Genomic DNA, 19739 nt, shown 5'->3' with positions numbered 1-19739 from the left:
TCTCGCCCTTCACTTCGCCCCACGCGATCGGAACATGAGCCAGAATCACGATTTCATCCAGTCGGCACAACGCACCATCGGCCTCGAGCGCGATGCGGTGGATGCCCTGCTGCCACGCATCGGGGCCGATTTCTCCAGGGCCTGCGAACTGCTGCTCGGCTGCAGCGGCCGCGTGGTGGTGGTCGGCATGGGCAAGTCCGGGCACATCGCCCGCAAGATCGCCGCCACCCTGGCCAGCACCGGCACCCCGGCGTTCTTCGTGCACCCGGCCGAGGCCAGCCACGGCGACATGGGCATGATCACCAGGGACGACGTGGTCCTGGCGCTGTCCAACTCCGGCTCCACCGCCGAGATCATCACCCTGCTGCCGCTGATCGCGCGCCTGGGCATCACCCTGGTGAGCATGACCGGCAACCCCGAGTCGCCGCTGGCCAAGGCCGCCGCGGTGAACCTGGACGCCAGCGTCGAACACGAGGCCTGCTCGCTGAACCTGGCGCCGACCTCCTCCACCACCGTCTCCCTGGTGCTCGGCGACGCCCTCGCCGTGGCCCTGCTGGAGGCCCGCGGCTTCACCGCCGAGGACTTCGCCTTCTCCCATCCGGGCGGTGCCCTGGGCCGGAGATTGTTGCTGAAAGTGGAAAACATCATGCACGTAGGTGAAGAACTGCCGCAGGTCTCCCCCGGCACTTCGCTCAGCGGCGCCCTGCTGGAAATGACGCGCAAGGGCCTGGGCATGACCATCGTCCTCGGCGAAGACGGCCGCCTGGCCGGCGTGTTCACCGACGGCGACCTGCGCCGCACCCTGGACAAGGGCGTGGACGTGCGCACGGCCACCATCGACCAGGTGATGACCGTGCACGGCAAGACCGTGCGCCCGGACATGCTCGCCGCCGAAGCCCTGAAGATCATGGACGACCACAAGATCAACGTCCTGGTGGTGGTCGACGGCGACGACCACCCGGTCGGCGTGCTGCACGTCCACGACCTGACCCGCGCCGGAGTCATCTGAATGACCGCAGACCTGCTGCAACGCGCCAGTGGCGTGCGCCTGGCGGTGTTCGACGTGGATGGCGTGCTGACCGACGGCAAGCTCTACTTCCTGCCCGACGGCGGCGAGTTCAAGACCTTCAACACCCTCGACGGCCACGGCATCAAGATGCTCATCGCCTCGGGCGTGCGCACCGCCATCATCAGCGGCCGCAAGAGCGCCGTGGTCGAGCGCCGCGCGCAGAACCTGGGCATCGAGCACCTGTTCCAGGGCCGCGAGGACAAGCTGGTGGTCCTCGACCAACTGCTCGCCGAACTCGGGCTAGGCTATGAACAGGTCGCCTACCTGGGCGACGACCTGCCCGACCTTCCGGTCATCCGCCGGGTCGGCCTGGGCATGGCGGTGGCCAGCGCCGACGCCTTCGTTCGCCAGCACGCCCACGGCGTGACCCAGGCGCGCGGCGGCGAAGGCGCGGCCCGTGAATTCTGCGAACTCATCCTGCGCGCCCAGGGCAACCTCGAGGCGGCGCAAAGCGCCTACCTGTAGAGCCAGACATGCCGAAGACCCTTCGCCAGAAGCTCCTCCTCGCCCTGATCGCGATCCTGCTGGTCGCACTGGGCTACTACTGGAACGTGCGCCTGGACTTCAACGAGCGCCAGGTCGCGCCGAGCAACGACGCCATCGACTTCTACGCGGCCAATGCCCACAGCCTGCAGTACCGCGAGGACGGCAGCCTGGCCTACGAGATGACCGCCGATCGCCTGGAGCACATGAAAGCCACCGACGTCACCAACGTCACCACGCCAGACCTGTTCTTCTTCCGCGAGGGCGAGCCGCAGCCGTGGCACGTGCAGAGCGTGCGCGCCGAGGTGGGCCCGGAAGGCAAGCAGGTCGAACTGATCGACAACGTCCGGGTCCAGCGCACCGACGCGCAGAACCGCACCCTGCTGCTCACCACCACGCGCATGACGGTGTTCCCGGACAAGGATTATGCCGAGACCAGTCAACCCGTTAAGATCACCGAGCCCCAAGGGGTGACCACGGCGGTAGGCATGAAAGCGTATCTGAAAGACAGCCGGATGACCCTGCTGTCCAACGTAAGAGGTCAGCATGAGGTTCGTTAAAACCTTCCCCCTTTTCCTCGGCCTCGTCGCCGCCCTGGGCAGCAGCGCTGGCTGGGCGCTGCCGACGGATCGCGAGCAGCCGATCCGCGTGCAGGCCGACAGCGCCGAACTGGACGACAAGCAGGGCGTCGCCGTATACCGCGGCGACGTGGTGGTGACCCAGGGCAGCATGAAGCTGACCGGCAACACCGTCACCCTCAAGCAGAACAAGGACGGTGAGATCGAGGTGGTCACCTCGGTCGGCAAGCCCGCCTATTTCGAGCAGAAGCCGGCGCCGGACAAGGAAATCACCAAGGCCTACGGCCTGACCATCCAGTACTTCGTCACCCAGAACCGGGTGATCCTGATCGACCAGGCCAAGGTGATCCAGGAAGGCAACACCTTCGAAGGCGAGAAGGTCGTCTACGACACCGAACGGCAGATCGTCAACGCCGGCCGCGCCACCGGCACCCAGGTGACCACCCCGCGCCCGCGCATCGACATGGTCATCCAGCCCAAGAAGAAGCAGGATCAAGCCCAGTAATGGCCACGCTCACCGCACAGCACCTCGCCAAGAGCTACAAGGGTCGCCAGGTCGTCCGCGACGTCAGCATGAGCATCGACAGCGGGCAGATCGTCGGCCTGCTCGGCCCCAACGGCGCCGGCAAGACCACCTGCTTCTACATGATCGTCGGCCTGGTCCGCGCCGACCAGGGTGTGGTCCGCATCGACGAGCAGGACGTCACCAACCTGCCCATGCACGGCCGCGCCCGCGCCGGCATCGGCTACCTGCCGCAGGAAGCCTCGATCTTCCGCAAGCTGTCGGTGGCGGACAACATCGGCGCCATCCTTGAGACCCGCGCCGACCTCGATCGCAACGGCCGCAAGGAGGCCCTGGAAGGCCTGCTGGAGGAGTTCCACATCCACCACATCCGCGACAACCTCGGCATGAGCCTGTCCGGCGGCGAGCGCCGCCGCGTGGAGATCGCCCGCGCACTGGCCAGCTCGCCGAAGTTCATCCTCCTCGACGAACCCTTCGCCGGCGTGGACCCGATCTCGGTGGGCGACATCAAGCAGATCATCCACCACCTCAAGGCCAAGGGCATCGGCGTGCTCATCACCGACCACAACGTGCGCGAGACCCTCGACATCTGCGAGACGGCCTACATCGTCAACGACGGCCAGCTGATCGCCGAGGGCGACTCCACGGCCATCCTGGCCAACGAACTGGTCAAGGAAGTCTACCTGGGCCACGAGTTCCGCCTCTGAGCCCCCTCGCCCCGGCCTCGCGCCGGGGCGGACGCCCGCCTCACGTCGGCCCGACCGACCGACAACAGATTTATGCGTAAACGCCCTAGGCAAAGTCTGAGAATTCAGGCATATAATTTGCTTCCTAGCGGCGTTCCGGAGCTTCGGCCCTGGCGCCCGTAGTCGTGGATATGGCGCACTACACGCCAGCGAACAAGGTGCCAAGTTCCAGCCATGAAACCATCGCTTGTCCTCAAGATGGGCCAGCAGCTGACGATGACTCCGCAGCTGCAACAGGCCATCCGACTGCTCCAACTCTCCACCCTGGATCTGCAACAGGAGATCCAGGAGGCGCTGGAATCCAACCCGATGCTCGAACGCCAGGAAGAAGGCGACGACTTCGACGGTAGCGATCCCTACGCCGAAGGCGCGGAAACCCCCGCCAATACCAACGTCAACTCGCAGAGCGAAAGCTTCCAGGAAACCACCACGCCCAGCGCCGACAGCCTGGACGAAGACCAGTGGGCCGAGCGCATCCCCAACGAGTTGCCGGTGGACACCGCCTGGGAAGACGTCTACCAGACCAGCGCCAGCAGCCTGCCCAGCAACGACGACGACGAGTGGGACTTCACCGCCCGCACCTCCGCCGGCGAAAGCCTGCAGAGCCACCTGCTGTGGCAACTGAACCTCTGCCCCATGTCCGACAGCGACCGTCTGGTCGCCCTCAGCATCATCGACGGCATCAACAACGACGGCTACCTGGAAGAGTCCCTGGACGACATCCTCGCCTCCCTCGACCCCGAGCTGGGCATCGAGATGGACGAGGTGGAAGTGGTGCTGCGGCGCATCCAGCAGATGGAGCCGGCCGGCGTCGGCGCGCGCAACCTGCGCGAATGCCTGCTGCTGCAGCTGCGCCAGATGCCCGCGGACACCTACCTGCTGAGCGAGGCCCTGCGCCTGGTCGCCGACCACCTCGACCTGCTCGGCAGCCGCGACTACACCCAGCTGATGCGGCGCATGAAGCTCAAGGAAGACGAGTTGCGCGAAACCATCGAGCTGATCCAGTCGCTGCACCCGCGCCCGGGCTCGCAGATCGAGTCCGGCGAGGCCGAGTACGTGGTGCCGGACGTGATCGTGCGCAAGCACAACGAGCGCTGGCTGGTGGAGCTGAACCAGGAGGCGGTGCCGCGCCTGCGCGTCAACTCGCAGTACGCCGGCCTGGTGCGCCGCGCCGACTCCAGCGCCGACAACACCTTCATGCGCAACCAGCTGCAGGAAGCCCGCTGGTTCATCAAGAGCCTGCAGAGCCGCAACGAGACGCTGATGAAGGTGGCGACGCAGATCGTCGAGCACCAGCGCGGTTTCCTCGAGTACGGCGAGGAGGCCATGAAGCCGCTGGTCCTGCACGACATCGCCGAGGCGGTGGGCATGCACGAGTCGACCATCTCGCGGGTCACCACGCAGAAATTCATGCACACCCCGCGTGGCATCTTCGAGCTGAAGTACTTCTTCTCCAGCCACGTGAGCACTTCCGAGGGCGGCGAATGCTCGTCCACGGCGATCCGCGCGATCATCAAGAAACTGGTCGCGGCAGAAAGTCCGAAAAAGCCGTTGAGCGACAGCAAGATCGCTGGTTTACTGGAGGCACAGGGCATTCAAGTGGCACGTCGGACGGTCGCCAAGTACCGGGAATCTCTCGGAATAGCTCCATCGAGCGAGCGCAAGCGACTGGTCTGATTGACCCAAGCCAAGGTGTTCCGGCGGCAGGCCCCATAACCTGCCACTTATACACGGGCAATAAGGAGAAAGCGGTATGCAAGTCAACATCAGTGGCCATCAACTGGATGTGACCGACGCCCTGCGCGACTACGTGGTCGAGAAACTCGGCCGACTGGAGCGCCACTTCGACAAGATCACCAATGTTCAGGTCATCATGGAGGTCGAAAAGCTGAAACAGCGTATCGAAGCCACGCTGCACATCTCCGGTGGCGAAGTGCAGGCCTGCGCCGAACATGAAGACATGTACGCCGCCATCGACCTGCTGACCGACAAACTCGACCGACAACTGATCAAACACAAGGAAAAGTACCTCGAACGCCAACAGGGCGTTGGAGTCCGCTAACCCCCCTCCCCTATGATCCGACTTGAGCAGATCCTGTCCCCCGGCCGTTCCCTGGTGAACGTGCCGGGCGGCAGCAAGAAGCGCGTACTCGAACAGATCGCCAACCTGGTCGTGAAAGACCTTCCCGGCCTCGACGCGCAAGACATCTTCGAAAGCCTGGTGGCCCGCGAACGCCTGGGCTCCACCGGCTTCGGCAATGGCATCGCCATTCCCCACTGCCGCCTGACCGGCTGCAAGGCGCCGATCAGCGCCATTCTTCACCTCGATGCACCGGTGGACTTCGACGCCCTCGACGGCGCCCCGGTCGACCTGGTGTTCGTCCTGCTGGTACCCGAAGCGGCCACCGAGGAGCACCTGGAGTTGCTGCGCCAGATCGCCTCCATGCTCGACCGCTCCGAGGTGCGCGAACGCCTGCGCCGCGCGAGCGACGGCGACGCGCTGTACCAGATAGTCGTGGAAGTGCAGAACGGCCACTAGCATGCGCCTGATCATCGTCAGCGGCCGTTCCGGCTCCGGCAAGAGCACCGCCCTCAACGTCCTCGAGGACAGCGGGTTCTACTGCATCGACAACCTGCCGGCCAGCCTGCTGCCGGACCTGGCCCAGCGCGCGCTGCTGCACACCGAACTGATGCACCCGCAGGTGGCCGTGTCGATCGACGCGCGCAACCTGCCCAGCCAGCTCAAGCGCTTCCCCGAGCTGCTGCAGGAGGCCCGCGACAAGCACATCCAGTGCGACGTGCTGTACCTGGACGCCGACGACGAGACGCTGCTCAAGCGCTTCTCCGAGACGCGCCGGCGCCACCCGCTGACCACCGACACCCGCTCCCTCGCCGAGGCCATCGCCGACGAGGAGCAACTGCTCAGCCCGATCGCCGATCTCGCCGACCTCAAGCTGAACACCACCAACCTCAACCTCTACCAGTTGCGCGACGTCATCAAGCTGCGCCTGCTGAACAAACCCGAGCCGGGCACCGCCTTCCTCGTCGAGTCGTTCGGCTTCAAGCGCGGCATGCCGGTGGACGCCGACCTGGTGTTCGACGTGCGCTGCCTGCCCAACCCCTACTGGAAACCCGAGCTGCGTGAACAGTCGGGCCTGGACAAGGGCGTGCAGGAATACCTCGCCGAGCAGCCCGACGTGGAAGAGATGTTCCAGGACACCCTGGGCTACCTGAACAAATGGCTGCCGCGCTTCGCCGCCAGCAATCGCGCCTACGTCACCATTGCCATCGGCTGCACGGGCGGCCATCATCGCTCGGTCTACCTCGCCGAGCGCATCGGCAATGCCCTGAAAGCCACCCTGAAGAACGTGCAGATTCGCCACCGCGACCTGAGCTAGCAGCAGATAACGAAAGGACAGCCCCCTCGCGATGCCCGCCCTCGAGATCACCATCATCAACAAGCTCGGCCTGCACGCCCGCGCGGCGGCCAAATTCGTCGGCGTGGCCGGCCGCTTCCCGTGCCAGGTCCGCGTCGGCCGCAGCCCGGAGAGCGCGGTGGACGGCAAGAGCATCATGGCCGTGATGATGCTGGCCGCGGGCAAGGGCACCAACCTGCACCTGAACGCCGAGGGCGAGCAGGCCGACGAGGCCCTGCAGGCCCTCGTCGACCTGATCAACAACTACTTCGACGAAGGCGAGTGAGCGCCCGCCTGCGCAATACCGGGCGCTAGCCCAGTGACGTATCCAGCACCATCATCAGGCAGAAGCCGATGATCAGCCCCAGGGTGGCCTCCCCGGCATAGCCCCGCCGTTGCGACTCCGGCACGATTTCCCGCACCACCACGTAGAGCATCGCTCCCGCCGCCAGGGCCAGGCCCCAGGGCAGCAGCATCCGCGACACCCCCACCAGCCAGGCGCAGAGCACCGCGAACAGCGGCTCGACCAGCCCGGAAGCCGCGCCGGCCAGCATCGCCCGCACCCGCGACATCCCCGCGCCGGCCAGCACCAGAGCGATGGCCAAGCCTTCGGGCACGTCCTGCAGGGCGATGCCCAGCGCCAGGCCGCCGGCGCCCTGGACCTCGCCGCCGGCGGCAACGCCCACGGCCATGCCCTCGGGAATGTTGTGCAGGACGATGGCCGCGACGAACAACAGGATGCGGGCGGGAATGGCGGGGGTCGGCGCGTCGTCCAGGTCATGCTGGGCATCGTCCAGCATCCGCCCGGCCAGCATCAGCCCCAGAACCCCCAGGGCCATGCCGAAGCTGACCAGCAGCGCGGCGTACAGCGGCGACCGCCCGCCCGCCTCGACCGCCTCCAGGGCTGGCAGCAGCAGGGAAAAGGCCGTCGCCGCCAGCATCACCCCGGCGCCGAAGCCCAGCAGGGTATCGGCCACCCGCGCCGGCATGCTGCGGATCAGCAGCACGGGCACGGCGCCCAGGGCGGTGCCCAGGGCGCAGATCAGGCCGCCGCTCAGCGCCTGGTACAGCGGCGCCGGCAATTGCAGGCGCGCCAGCAGCAACAGGTGGTTGAACAGCAGGCCGCTGCCCAGCAGCACTATCCCCAGGCCGAGCAGCCAGCGCAGGTTGCGCGCGCCGCCCTGCCGCGCGCTTGCCTCTAGCGGGCGCATGGCGTCACTTCCCCGGCGGGCATCAGGCGAGCCCCCGCTGCTCCAGGGCCAGGCGATAGCGGCGCGCCACTTCCGGCCAGTCGACGACCTCGTAGAAGGCCGCGATGTATTCCGGCCGGCGGTTCTGGTACTGCAGGTAGTAGGCGTGCTCCCAGACGTCCAGGCCGAGGATGGGGATCAGGTCCTGCATCAGCGGGCTGTCCTGGTTGGCGCTGCTTTCCACCTTCAGGCGGCCCTGGCTGTCGACGCAGAGCCAGGCCCAGCCGCTGCCGAAGCGGCTCAGCGCAGCCTTGGTGAAGGCCTCGCGGAAGGCCGCGTAGCCGCCCAGCTCGGTCTCGATGGCGCGGGCCAGGGCGCCGTCGGGCTCGCCGCCGCCGGTCGGCGACATCACCTGCCAGAACAGCGAATGGTTGGCATGGCCGCCGCCGTTGTTGATCACCGCGCCGAGCAGCTTCTCCGGCAGGCGGCCGAGCTGCTGCAGCAGTTCTTCCACCGGCAGTTCGGCGAAGGGCGTGCCCTCCAGCGCGGCGTTCAGGTTGTTGACGTAGGTCTGGTGGTGCTTGCTGTGGTGGATCTCCATGGTCCGCGCGTCGATGTGCGGCTCCAGGGCGTCGTAGGCGTAGGGCAAGGCGGGAAGACTGTGGGGCATGGTCGCTCCTAGTGGTAGCGCATGGATTGCGGGGTGGCGAAGAGGCCGGGGCGCAGCTCCACTTCGCCCTGCTGGTGCAGCAGCTCGCGGGTGCGCGGGTAATTGCCGTGCTCGCCGATGAAGTTGAGCAGCTCGAGGTAGCTGCGCCGGCTGTGGCGCAGCGCGGCCTCGCGCATGTCGCGGCTCTGCCGCGGGTCGATGCTCAGCTCCAGCAGCCGCTCGTGGCAGTTGCACAGGTATTCGGCGGCCTCTTCCGGCTGGCCCAGCTGCACGTGCAGGTCGCCCAGGTTGTGGTGGGAGATGACGAAGGCCATCACCGCCTCGTCCGGGTCGTGCCAACGGCCCAGCAGCAGCTGGGCGTGGGCCAGGGCATGGAGGTAGTGCTCGCGGGCATCGATCAACTCGTTGCGGATGAAGCAGCGGTTGCCCAGTTCGATGGTCTGTTGCCAATGGCGCATGTCACATACCTCCATGGTGAAGCGGCCTCAGAGGCCGCCGGCGGTGAGTTTCTCGGGGTCCAGCAGGGCCTCCAGGCGCTCGCGGCCGAGATCGGTGTTCTCCAGCGCCACCTCGATGATCGGGCGACCCTCGCGGTAGGCCTGCTTGGCGATCTTGGCGGCCTTCTGGTAGCCGATGATCGGGTTCAGCGCGGTGACCAGGATCGGGTTGCGCGACAGCGCCTCGCGCAGGCGCGCCTCGTTGACCCTGAAGCTGGCGATGGCCTTGTCGGCCAACAGGCGGCTGACGTTGCCCAGCAGCTGGATGCTCTGCAGCAGGTTGTCGGCGATCACCGGCAGCATCACGTTCAGCTCGAAGTTGCCGGACTGCCCGGCCACGGCGATGGTGGCGTCGTTGCCGATCACCTGGGCGGCGACCATGGCGGTGGCCTCGGGGATCACCGGGTTGACCTTGCCGGGCATGATCGAGGAGCCCGGCTGCAGGGCCTCCAGCTCGATCTCGGCGAGGCCGGCGAGCGGGCCGGAGTTCATCCAGCGCAGGTCGTTGGCGACCTTCATCAGCGCCACGGCAAGGGTCTTGAGCTGGCCGGAGACGGCCACGGCGGTGTCCTGGGCGCCGATCAGCGCGAAGAAGTCGTCGCCCGGGCGGAAGGCCAGGCCGGTCAGGCCGTTGAGCTCCTGGCAGAAGCGCGCGGAGAACTGCGGGTGGGCATTCACCCCGGTGCCGACGGCGGTGCCGCCCTGGGCCAGTTGCTGCAGCGCCGGCTGCAGGGCTTCGAGGTTGGCAGTGGCCTGGCGTACCTGCTGGGCCCAGCCGCCGAGCACCTGGCTCAGGCGCACCGGCATGGCGTCCATCAGGTGGGTGCGCCCGGTCTTGACGTACTGCTGCACCTCGCCGGCCTTGCGCTCGAGGGTGGCCTGCAGGTGGCGCAGCGCCGGCAGCAGGCGCTCGTGGATGTCCAGGGCGGCGCTGATGTGGATGGTCGAGGGGATGATGTCGTTGCTGCTCTGCCCGCAGTTGACCTGGTCGTTGGGGTTGACCGCGCGGCCCAGGCGACGGCCGGCGAGGGTCGCCACCACCTCGTTGGCGTTCATGTTGGAGCTGGTGCCGGAGCCGGTCTGGAACACGTCCACCGGGAAGTGCTGGAGGAAGTCGCCGGCCAGCAGTTCCTCGCAGGCGGCGACGATGGCCGCGCCGGTCTCGGCATCCAGTTGCTCCAGGGCGACGTTGGCCCGCGCCGCGGCGGCCTTGGCCAGCAGCAGCGCGCGGATGAAGGCGGCGGGCATGCGCTGGCCGCTGACCGGGAAGTTGTTCACCGCACGCTGGGTCTGGGCTCCATACAGCGCCGCGGCCGGCACCGCCAGTTCACCCATGCTGTCGCGTTCGATACGGCTGTCAGTCATTCTGCTTTCTCGCTTACAGGTCGTGGTACGTCAGGGAAGGCGCCATCGGCTGCGTGGCCAGCCGGCGCGAAAGCTGTTGCAGGCGCTGCCTGCGTTCGGCATCGCCGGCGAGGCGGCGCAGGTCGCAGAGCGGGCGATAGGCGTGGTCGAGGCAGAGCCCGCGCCAATGCCACGGCAGGGCGACGTCGGCGGCGGTGTCGAGCAGCAACTGGAAGCTCTTCTCGAACAGCTGCCAGGCCGGCAGCGGCTCCCAGGCCACCAGGTAGCGCGTCTCGAACAGGTAAAGCTCCAGCAGGCGCGGCTCGTCGGGCTCCAGCGCGCAGCGGATGCGGGTGCCCAGGCGGTACCAGCGGTCGAGCAGGGAGGTGTGGGTTTCGACGAACATGGGAATCCCTCAACCGATAATGAGATTGATTATCGTTACGAGAGAAGGAAAATACAAGTCAGACCAAGGGAGTAGGGCAAATCGGGGGTGGTATGCGCCGGATGCTCTTCGTAGGAGCGAGCTTGCTCGCGAAGGGGGTTTCCCGGTGGCTTCGGTGTTTCGGGTTGACGCTGCCCCTCTCCCCAGCCCTCTCCCTGAAGGGAGAGGGGGCAGTCCGTGCCGAGAGACGGCTAGGTTTCATCCGGCAACTTTCGGCGTTGCCGGCTAACTCCAGAGCACCAGCGTCTGCCCAACGGTCCCCTCTCCCTTCAGGGCGGGGCGCGCAGCCGAGGGTTAGGGAGAGGGCGCTCTTGGGGCAAGCACCGAGCCTCGCCGGCAGAACGCCATTCGCGAGCAAGCTCGCTCCTACGAAGAGCCATTGCGGAAAGAAAAACGCCGCTTCCCTCGGCAGGAAACGGCGTTCTCCAGAACCACAGACTGCTATCAGTTACCAGCCACCATCATCCTTTCCACCAGCACCGACCCGGTATGCAGGTTCCCGCGATTCTCCACGTCATTGCCGATAGCCAGGATGCTGGCGAACAGGTCCTTGAGGTTGGCGGCGATGGTGACTTCCTGCACCGGGAACTGGATCTCGCCGTTCTCCACCCAGTAGCCGCCGGCGCCGCGGGAGTAGTCGCCGGTGACCAGGTTGACGCCCTGCCCCATCAGCTCGGTGACCAGCAGGCCGCGGCCCATGCGCCGCAGCAGGGCCTTCTGGTCCTCGTCGCCGTGGCTGACGAAGAGGTTGTGCACGCCGCCGGCGTTGGCCGTGCTGGGCATGCCCAGCTTGCGCCCGGAGTAGGTGCCAAGCACGTAGGAGACCAGGGTGCCGTTCTCCACGAAGGGCTTGGCGTAGGTGGCCAGGCCGTCGTTGTCGAACGAGGCGCTGCCCAGGGCGCCGGGCAGCAGCGGGCGTTCGTCGAGGGTCAGCCACTCGGGGAACAGGCGCTGGCCCAGGCAGCCTTCGAGGAACGACGACTTGCGGTACAGGCTGCCGCCGGAGATGGCGCCGAGGAAGTGGCCGAACAGGCCCACGGCGACTTCCGGGGCGAACAGCACCGGCACCTCGGCGGTCGGCACCGGGCGCGCGCCCAGGCGGCTGGCGGCGCGCAGGGCGGCGCGGCGGCCGATGCTCTCCGGGCTGTCCAGCAGCTCGCCGCGGCGCTTCACGTCGTACCAGTAGTCGCGCTGCATCTGCCCTTCGCCCTCGGCGATCATCACGCAGCTGAGGCTGTGGCGGGTGCTGGCGTAGCCGCCGATGAAGCCGTGGCTGTTGCCGTAGACGCGGCAGCCATGGTGGATGTTCAGGGTGGTGCCGTCGGCCTTGGTCACCCGCGGGTCGGCATCGAAGGCCGCAGCTTCGCAGGCCAGCGCGCGCTCCACGGCCTGGTCCGGGGTCAACGACCAGGCGTGGTAGAGGTCCAGGTCGGGCAGGTCGCGGGCCATCAGCGCGGGATCGGCCAGGCCGGAACAGTCGTCCTCGGAAGTGTGCTTGGCGATGGCCAGCGCCGCCGCCACGGTTTCGCGGATGGCCTCGTCGCCGGTCGCCGAGGTGCTCGCCGAGCCCTTGCGCTGGCCGACGTAGAGGGTGATGCCGAAGCCCTGGTCGCGGTTGAATTCGACCGTCTCGACCTCGCGCTGGCGCACGCTGGTGGACAGCCCCTGCTCCAGGGACACCGCCACTTCGCAGCCCGTGGCGCCCTGGCGCTTCGCCTCGGCGACGATCCGCTCGACCTGCTCGCGCAGCGCCGGAAGTGCCTCGGGGCCGACTGCCTTGGCCTGTTCGCTCATTGCCAAACTCTCCTGTTCTGTTCCGCGGACGGGGCGACGGGCCCCGTGGCATCGCGGGCGGGCCGGACAAGCGACCCTCGACTCGTTATCATGGCGGCGTTTTCCACTGGACCACCGCCATGGCTGAATATCAAGACGACGACTCGCTGTTCGAAGAGAAGAGCAAGTCGCAAGTAAAACGCGAGCTGCACGCCCTGCAGGACCTCGGCGAGCGCCTGACCGCGCTCAAGCCGGACATGCTCGACCGCCTGCCGCTCACCGAGCCGCTGCGCCGCGCCATCGACGAGGCGCCCAAGCACAAGGCCAATGCCGCCCGCAAACGCCACCGGCAGTTCATCGGCAAGCTGATGCGCGACCAGGACCTCGATGCCATCGTCGCCCTGCTCGACCAGCTCGACAGCTCCACGCGCCAGTACAACGAGCGCTTCCACGCCCTGGAGCGCTGGCGCGACCGCCTCGTCACCGGCGGCGACGAAGCCCTTTCCGCATTCTTCGCCGAATACCCGGACAGCGACCGCCAGCACCTGCTGCAGCTGATCCGCCACGCCCAGCACGAGGCCGCTCACGACAAGCCCCCGGCCGCGGCGCGGAAGATCTTCAAATACATCCGCGAACTGGACGAGCTCAAGCGCGGCCTCCGCTGAAAGCCTACCCACGACCTGCTGCGCGTCGGCATAACTGCGTTAAAAACAGGTGAGAAATGCTCATTTAGCATCAGTAAACTGCGCTTCCTCACCTGTTTTTGCCTTGTTCTGCTCTAGCTCGCGAGGCCGTGAGCAGACTTTCCAAATGCTTCCCGGCGCCTCAGGCGCCGGTCCCGCCCACGGTGATGCCGTCGATCTTCAGCGTCGGCTGGCCAACGCCCACCGGTACCGACTGGCCATCCTTGCCGCAGGTGCCCACGCCGCTGTCCAGGGCCATGTCGTTGCCGACCATGGACACCCGGCTCATCACTTCCGGCCCGTTGCCGATCAGGGTCGCGCCCTTCACCGGGCGGGTGATCTTGCCGTTCTCGATCAGGTAGGCCTCGCTGGTGGCGAAGACGAACTTGCCGCTGGTGATGTCCACCTGGCCGCCGCCGAGGTTGGCGCAGTAGATGCCCTTCTCCACCGAGGCGATGATTTCCGCCGGGTCGCTCTGCCCGGCCAGCATGTAGGTGTTGGTCATGCGCGGCATCGGCAGGTGCGCGTAGGACTCGCGGCGGCCGTTGCCGGTGCGCGCCACGCCCATCAGGCGGGCGTTGAGCTTGTCCTGCATGTAGCCCTTGAGGATGCCGTTCTCGATCAGCACGTTGTACTGCGTCGGGGTGCCCTCGTCGTCCACCGACAGCGAGCCGCGACGCCCGGCCAGGGTGCCGTCGTCGACGATGGTGCACAGGCTGGAGGCCACCTTCTCGCCGATGCGCCCGCTGTAGGCCGAGCTGCCCTTGCGGTTGAAGTCGCCTTCCAGGCCGTGGCCCACCGCCTCGTGCAGCAGCACGCCGGACCAGCCGGCGCCCATCACCACCGGCAGGGTGCCGGCCGGCGCGGGGACCGCTTCGAGGTTGACCAAAGCCTGGCGCAGCGCCTCGCGGGCGTAGGACATGGCGCGGTCTTCACTGAGGAAATAGCGATAATCGGTACGCCCGCCGCCTCCATGGCCGCCGCGCTCGCGGCGACCGTTCTGCTCGACGATGACGCTGACGTTGAAGCGTACCAGCGGGCGGATGTCCGCGGCCAGGGAGCCGTCGGCGGCAGCGATGAGGACCTGTTCCCAGACGCCGGCCAGGCTCACGGTGACCTGCTGGATGCGCGGATCGAGGGCGCGGGTGGCGGCGTCGATCTTCTTCAGCAGCTCGACCTTCTCGGCGCGGCTGAGCACGTCCAGCGGGTTCTCGCCGGCGTACAGGCGCGTCGGCGCGACCGCCTTGAACGCCTGCACCCGGCCATTCTGCCCGGCGCGGGAAATCGAGCGCGCGGCGCGCGCCGCCTGGGATAGCGCATCGGGGGTGATGGCATTGCTGTAGGCGAAGCCGGTCTTCTCGCCGGACTGGGCGCGCACGCCCACGCCCTGGTCCATGTGGAAGCTGCCTTCCTTGACGATGCCGTCCTCGAGCATCCAGGACTCGGACACCTGGCTCTGGAAGTACAGGTCGGCGGCGTCGATGCCCGGGCCGCTCAGCTCGTGCAGGATCGGCTGCAGGCCGTCGACGTCCAGGCCGCCGGGGGCCAGCAGGTGCTGGCTGACGGATGACAACAACTCGCTCATGGCTACTCCGTAGGCGCCGGTCCGGGTACGGCCGGCGGGTAGAATCTTCGATGGCGGACCACCGGCATGCGTTGCCGGAGCGCCGCTTGTTCTTCACTGTCGCGTTCGGCCAGCAGCACCGCCTCGCCCTTGTCGCGCTCGGCGAGGATGCGCCCCCAAGGGTCGACGATGGCCGACTGGCCCCAGGTCTCGCGGCCGCGCGGGTGGGTACCGCCCTGCCCCGCCGCCAGCACGTAGCACTGCGTCTCGATGGCGCGGGCGCGGATCAACACTTCCCAGTGCGCCTGGCCGGTCACCGCGGTGAAGGCCGAGGGCGCCGTGATCAGCTCGGCGCCGGCCTCGCGCAGCCGGGTATAGAGCTCCGGGAAGCGCAGGTCGTAGCACACCGTCAGGCCCAGCCGGCCGACCGGCGTATCGGCCACCACCACCTGGCCGCCGAAGGCGTAGTCGTCGGACTCGCGATAGCGGCCGCGGGCATCGGCGACGTCCACGTCGAACAGGTGCAGCTTGTCGTAGCGCGCCACCCGCTCGCCGTGCTCGTCGACCAACAGCGAGCAGGCGTTGGCCTTGGCCTCGGGCTGGCCGTCCGGCGGCAGCGGCAGGGTGCCGGCGACTATCCACAACCTGAGGTCGCGCGCGGCGCTTTTCAACCAGGGCAGGATCGGGCCCTCGCCCAGGGCCTCGGCGCGGCCCAGTTCGGCCAGGTCGCGGCGGCCCATGGCGGCGAAGTTCTCCGGCAGCACAGCGAGGCGCGCGCCACCTTCGGCGGCCTGTTCGAGCAGCCGACGGGCGGCGGCGAGGTTGGCCGGGACGTCGTCCTGGCTGACCATCTGGATCACGGCGAGGGACATGCGTTTCTCCGACGACAGATGCGATTCATCCTAACCGATGCCCGCCGGCTCTGCTCACCGCGGTTTCTCGAACGGCTTGTCGAAGGCGATCTCGGGGTTCTGCCAGGGCCCCTTGACGCGGTACTGCACGCTGGCGAAGCGCGCCACCTTGTCGCCCAGCAGCTTGTCCACCACGAAGAGCGCGCCGCCCACCGCCGGCGCGCCGACGATGAGCGCGGCCAGCGGCAAGTTGTTGGTCAGCGGCAGGGTCACCAGCAGCTTGGCGTCGATCTGGTCGTGGGCCAGGTCCAGGGTGCCGTTCATCTCGATGTTGCTGGACGGCCCGGTGAGCTTGATCGGCTCGCGGGTGAGGTAGACGCCATTGGTGGCGCCCAGCACGCCCTGCACGCGGTCGTAGCTCAGGCCCTTGCCGAACAGGTCGGAGAAGTCCAGGCGCAGGCGGCGGTTGATGGCGTTGAAGTTGAGCAGGCCGAACACCCGCAGGGCCTGGGCGCTGCCCTCGACGTCGACGAACTGGCCCTTGCGCATGTCGGCTTCCAGGCGCCCGCCGAAGCGGCGCAGGCTGATGTAGGCCGGCGAGCCGGGCCAGTTGCCGTCGATGTCCAGGCTGAAGCGGTCGCTGGTGGCGGTGGGGGCGAAGTCCCAGGCCTTGAGCACGTCGGCCAGGTTCTTGCCTTCCAGGCGCCCCTGGAAGGTGCTGCGCGTGGAGCCCACCGGGCCTTCCCAGCGCAGCGTCCCGCCGACCTTGAGGCCGCGCAGGTCGAGGTTGAGGCTGTTGAAGGCGATGCCGCTGGTGGTCGGGCGCACGTTGAAGCTCCAGGCGCCGATGGGCTTGCCGCCCTGGGAGATCTGGCGGATGGCCACGTCCATCGCCGGAATGCTGCGCGGGTCGACCTTTTCCAGCGGGTCGGGGGCGATGGTCGGCGCGGCGGCCAGGTCGTTGGTGGGGTTCTTCGGCAGGTCCAGGCGCGCCAGGTTGATCTGGATGGGCCGCTGGCCGCTGTCCGGGAATACCGCCTGGCCGGCCAGCGGGGCGCTGTCGACGCCCAGTTGCCAACCGCCGGAAATCCGCGCCAGGTCGAGCTTGAAGTTGTCCAGGCTGGTGCCGAAGCCGCGGAAATGGCCGATCTGCAGGTCGGCGCCGCGCAGCAGGCCCTGGGTATCGCTGGGCACGCCGCCGATGCCGTACTTCTTCAGCACCGCCTGCCACTGCTCGACGTCCAGGGTGTCCAGGCTGCCGCGCACCTGCACCCCGCTCCAGTTGGGCAGCAGCGCCGGGTCGCCGCCCAGGCGCAGGGTGCCGCGCCCGCCCAGGGGTTTGTCGGCGGGGGCGGCGTAGGCCAGGCTGGCCACCTTGTCGTAGTTGGCCCAGTAGCGCCGCTCGGGGCCTTCGAGGGTCATGCGCCAGTCGCTGGCGCGGGTCTCGTCGGCGGCCTTGCCAAAGGGGGCCGGCAGGTCGATGGCCAGGCCCTTGAGGTCAGAATTGACCTGCAACTGGCTGTCATTGCCATCGAGCAGCAGGTCGAGCTGGAACGGCAGGCGCCCGGCGGCCGGCACGGCCTGCTTCACGCCGCCCCAGTCGAGCAGGCTCTTCAGCGCCACCTGGCCGCCCACCAGCACGCGGGTGCGCGGCTTGCCCGGGCTACCCTCGGCGCGGATGCTGCCGCTGACGCGGCTGCCCAGGGCCTGGGCGCTGAGGCCCTTGGCACTCAGGCCGCTGTTGGTGTCGTAGCGGAAGTCGCCCTTGAGCTGGGCCAGTTCCAGGGTCGGCTTGGCGATCTTCAGGCGCGCGCCCTCGGTGGCGAAGTCCACCACCACCCGCGCCTGCTTCGCCTGTTCCTTGGCCAGCGGGATGTCCAGGTTCAGGTGGCCCTTGAGCGGGCCCTCGCCCTCCCAGCCGGCGAAGACCTGCTGCACGCCCAGGGGCGAGTCCTGGAGGATCTTCAGGCCGTCGCCCAGGCTGCTGTCGACGTCGCCATCGACATGCAGGTGGGCGACTTCGCCCTTGGGCACGTGGGGAATGTCCACCTGCACGTCGCGGACCTGGCTCTGCAGGATGCGCCCGGACTGCGCGCGGATGCGCACGCCGCTGTCCTCCACCAGCACCTCGCCCTCGGCCTGGCTCAGCGCCGGCCAGCCCGGCTGGTAGTCCAGCTCGCCGTCGTGGACCTTGAAGTACAGGCTCATGGCGTGGTCTTCCGGCGCCGAGCCCTTTTTCAGCGAACCCTGCCACTGGAAGTAGCCCTGCTCGACGCGCCCGCCCTTGATGGCAGTGGCCAGCCAGTGGGCCAGGTCCTTGTTCATCTCCGGCAGCACCGTGGGCAGGAACTGCGGGGTGTAGCTGCCGTCGCCGTCCTCCAGGCCCACGCGCAGGTCCATGTAGCTTTCCTTGTCGTGGTCGTGCATCAGGCGGATCAGCATGTCGCCGCCCAGGCGGCCGACGTCGCCCTCGACCTTCATCAGGTGGCTGCCGAGGGTGAAGGCCTCGTCGTCCCACTTCCAGAACAGCCGCGCGTTGGCGCTGCGGAAGCGCCAGGGCTCGGGGAACAGGGTGGCCAGGTGGAGCATGAAGTCCTTGGCCGAGGCGTCCAGCTGGCCGCCGCCGAGGTTGCCGCTGAAGGTGCCGTCGACGTTGGCCACCGCTGGAACGTCGTGGAAGGCGCTGACGCCGACCTTCTCCAGGTTCACGCCGTAGGCCAGGCGCTCGGCGCCCTGGCGCTGCGGCCAGTAATCGAGGTTGAGGTGGTGCAGCACGCCCTGCGGCGCCAGGCCCTGCAGCCACTCCACAGCCTTGTCCGGCAAGGGCGCCAGGCTTTCCACCACCGGCAGCAGCGGGCCCAGGTCCAGGCGGTCGGCGCGCAGGCGCCAGTGTTCTTCGCCGCGGGTCTGCCGGTTCAGCTCCAGTTCTGCCTCGCCCCAGCGCTTTTCGCCGAGGTTGGCCGCCAGATCGCTGACGCGCAGGCTCATTTCGTCGCCCTGGCGCTGGAAGTACAGCCCCACGCCGAGGTCGCCAACCTTCACCGCCTCGCGGCCATCGAAGGAGGCCTGCACCTGCGGCGCATTGAGCCTGGCCACCGCCGCGCTGGGCTGGCCCTTGTCGATGCGCGCCCAGAACTCGCCGCCGGCCTCCAGGCGCTGGATGCGCCATTGCCGCGTCAGGCTCGCCGGCAGCCACTTCGCCCAGTCGCTCTGCGGCAGACTGAGGTAGGCGTCGGCCGAGCTGCGCTTCCAGTCCTCGCGGTCGATGCGCGTGTCCACCCGCAGCGCCACCGGCTGGCCGTCGGGCAGGTTGAAGCGGCCGTCCAGGCGCTGGCCGAACACGCCGCTGTGCAGCGTCAGGCCGAGGTAGGTCAGGTTGAGCGTCTGCCCCTCACGCGGCAGCAGGCTCAGCTGGCTGTCCAGCAGCGACAGGCGGCGCGGCGTCAGCAGCAGGTCGACGAGCTGGCGCGGGTCGCTGCCCTGCGGGCTGGCCGGCAGGCCCTCGACCTGCCAGTGGCCGTCCTCGCCCTCGCGCAGGCTCAGGTGCAACCCCTGCAGTTCCAGGCTGTCGATGCGCGGCTGGCGCGCCAGCAGGCTGGCGGGGATGTCGGGGGTCAGGCGCACCTGCTCCAGGCGCAGGGCGTCGTTGCCCTCGCCGAGCTGGATGTCGCGCACCGTGATGATCGGGCCGAAGCCGCGCCAGCTGCCTTCCAGGGCGCCGATGCGCACCGGCATGTGCAGCCGCGCGCTGGCCTGCTCGGCCAGGTCTTCGCGATATTCCGCCACCAGCGGCGCCAGTTGGCGCCCCAGGCTGACGTACAGCGCCAGCAGCACCAGGCCCAGGGCGCAGAGCCCCAGGAGCAGGCGCAGCAGGCGGGCGAACAGGCGGCCGAAGCGGTCCATCTCA

The 19739-nt window shown here is 68.1% G+C and carries 20 protein-coding genes; 11 read left to right on the top strand and 9 right to left on the bottom strand.

Going from position 1 to position 19739, the window contains the following annotated elements; translation table 11 throughout:
- Positions 1–34: 34 nt before the first annotated feature.
- The 10 genes from ACTWJ5_RS05825 to ACTWJ5_RS05780 all read left to right on the top strand — a co-directional run bounded on the left by ACTWJ5_RS05825 (position 35) and on the right by ACTWJ5_RS05780 (position 7101).
- On the top strand, positions 35–1009 hold the full coding sequence (locus ACTWJ5_RS05825; protein WP_407733227.1) for a KpsF/GutQ family sugar-phosphate isomerase: 975 nt from the start codon (positions 35–37) through the stop codon (positions 1007–1009).
- Positions 1010–1534 carry a KdsC family phosphatase gene (locus ACTWJ5_RS05820; protein ID WP_058488599.1) on the top strand — a complete coding sequence of 175 codons (525 nt, stop codon included), beginning with the start codon at positions 1010–1012 and terminating at the stop codon, positions 1532–1534.
- A gap of 8 nt (positions 1535–1542) precedes the next feature.
- Positions 1543–2112, top strand: a complete 570-nt coding sequence (gene lptC / locus ACTWJ5_RS05815) for an LPS export ABC transporter periplasmic protein LptC (RefSeq protein WP_074977701.1) — start codon at positions 1543–1545, stop codon at positions 2110–2112.
- Positions 2099–2635: a lipopolysaccharide transport periplasmic protein LptA gene (lptA, locus tag ACTWJ5_RS05810; protein WP_009617806.1), complete on the top strand. Its 537-nt coding sequence runs from the start codon at positions 2099–2101 to the stop codon at positions 2633–2635. Before lptC ends, lptA begins: the two co-directional genes overlap by 14 nt.
- On the top strand, positions 2635–3360 hold the full coding sequence (gene lptB / locus ACTWJ5_RS05805; protein ID WP_074977698.1) for an LPS export ABC transporter ATP-binding protein: 726 nt from the start codon (positions 2635–2637) through the stop codon (positions 3358–3360). The genes lptA and lptB overlap by 1 nt, the downstream gene beginning before the upstream one ends.
- Before the next feature lie 213 nt (positions 3361–3573).
- Positions 3574–5076: an RNA polymerase factor sigma-54 gene (locus ACTWJ5_RS05800; protein WP_444437745.1), complete on the top strand. Its 1503-nt coding sequence runs from the start codon at positions 3574–3576 to the stop codon at positions 5074–5076.
- Between the two features lie 76 nt (positions 5077–5152).
- Positions 5153–5461: a ribosome hibernation-promoting factor, HPF/YfiA family gene (hpf, locus tag ACTWJ5_RS05795; protein WP_253391830.1), complete on the top strand. Its 309-nt coding sequence runs from the start codon at positions 5153–5155 to the stop codon at positions 5459–5461.
- Between the two features lie 12 nt (positions 5462–5473).
- A complete protein-coding gene (ptsN, locus tag ACTWJ5_RS05790; RefSeq protein WP_069861859.1) occupies positions 5474–5938 on the top strand; it encodes a PTS IIA-like nitrogen regulatory protein PtsN in 465 nt (154 codons plus the stop codon).
- A 1-nt stretch (position 5939) separates the two neighbouring features.
- Positions 5940–6797 (top strand): RNase adapter RapZ, encoded by an 858-nt coding sequence (gene rapZ, locus ACTWJ5_RS05785; protein ID WP_444437742.1) that lies wholly within the window; start codon positions 5940–5942, stop codon positions 6795–6797.
- 31 nt (positions 6798–6828) lie between these two features.
- A complete protein-coding gene (locus ACTWJ5_RS05780; protein ID WP_253391828.1) occupies positions 6829–7101 on the top strand; it encodes an HPr family phosphocarrier protein in 273 nt (90 codons plus the stop codon).
- Positions 7102–7126: 25 nt separating this feature from the next.
- Here the strand turns inward: ACTWJ5_RS05780 and ACTWJ5_RS05775 are convergent, their stop codons facing one another.
- The 6 genes from ACTWJ5_RS05775 to pmbA all read right to left on the bottom strand — a co-directional run bounded on the left by ACTWJ5_RS05775 (position 7127) and on the right by pmbA (position 12755).
- A complete protein-coding gene (locus tag ACTWJ5_RS05775) occupies positions 7127–8026 on the bottom strand; it encodes a ZIP family metal transporter (RefSeq protein WP_444437739.1) in 900 nt (299 codons plus the stop codon).
- Positions 8027–8048: 22 nt separating this feature from the next.
- The gene (locus ACTWJ5_RS05770) at positions 8049–8675 is read right to left on the bottom strand and encodes a superoxide dismutase (protein WP_444437737.1); all 627 of its coding nucleotides are present in this window, start codon (positions 8673–8675) and stop codon (positions 8049–8051) included.
- 8 nt (positions 8676–8683) lie between these two features.
- Entirely contained in the window at positions 8684–9133 is a 450-nt protein-coding gene (locus ACTWJ5_RS05765) for a tetratricopeptide repeat protein (protein WP_009617791.1), read from the bottom strand.
- A 27-nt stretch (positions 9134–9160) separates the two neighbouring features.
- The gene (gene fumC / locus ACTWJ5_RS05760; protein WP_444437735.1) at positions 9161–10537 is read right to left on the bottom strand and encodes a class II fumarate hydratase FumC; all 1377 of its coding nucleotides are present in this window, start codon (positions 10535–10537) and stop codon (positions 9161–9163) included.
- Positions 10538–10550: 13 nt separating this feature from the next.
- A complete protein-coding gene (locus ACTWJ5_RS05755) occupies positions 10551–10922 on the bottom strand; it encodes a hypothetical protein (protein WP_009617785.1) in 372 nt (123 codons plus the stop codon).
- Positions 10923–11405: 483 nt separating this feature from the next.
- Entirely contained in the window at positions 11406–12755 is a 1350-nt protein-coding gene (gene pmbA / locus ACTWJ5_RS05750) for a metalloprotease PmbA (RefSeq protein ID WP_249917752.1), read from the bottom strand.
- Positions 12756–12874: 119 nt separating this feature from the next.
- Between pmbA and yjgA the strand changes: the two genes are divergently transcribed.
- Complete coding sequence (gene yjgA / locus ACTWJ5_RS05745; RefSeq protein WP_009617781.1) at positions 12875–13399, top strand: ribosome biogenesis factor YjgA; 525 nt, start codon at positions 12875–12877, stop codon at positions 13397–13399.
- A 160-nt stretch (positions 13400–13559) separates the two neighbouring features.
- Here the strand turns inward: yjgA and tldD are convergent, their stop codons facing one another.
- Genes tldD through ACTWJ5_RS05730 form a run of 3 tightly spaced genes read right to left on the bottom strand, consistent with a single transcriptional unit; the run spans position 13560 to position 19735 of the window.
- Positions 13560–15002 carry a metalloprotease TldD gene (gene tldD, locus ACTWJ5_RS05740; protein WP_069861865.1) on the bottom strand — a complete coding sequence of 481 codons (1443 nt, stop codon included), beginning with the start codon at positions 15000–15002 and terminating at the stop codon, positions 13560–13562.
- 2 nt (positions 15003–15004) lie between these two features.
- Entirely contained in the window at positions 15005–15853 is an 849-nt protein-coding gene (locus ACTWJ5_RS05735) for a carbon-nitrogen hydrolase family protein (protein WP_444437732.1), read from the bottom strand.
- 54 nt (positions 15854–15907) lie between these two features.
- On the bottom strand, positions 15908–19735 hold the full coding sequence (locus ACTWJ5_RS05730) for a YhdP family protein (RefSeq protein ID WP_444437730.1): 3828 nt from the start codon (positions 19733–19735) through the stop codon (positions 15908–15910).
- Positions 19736–19739 lie beyond the last annotated feature (4 nt).

Origin of the sequence: Pseudomonas sp. A6, assembly GCF_052367875.1 — a bacterium.
Classification (GTDB): domain Bacteria; phylum Pseudomonadota; class Gammaproteobacteria; order Pseudomonadales; family Pseudomonadaceae; genus Pseudomonas; species Pseudomonas citronellolis.
The sequence above is the reverse complement of the archived record's forward strand: the minus strand, read 5'-3'. Positions and strand labels throughout refer to the sequence as shown.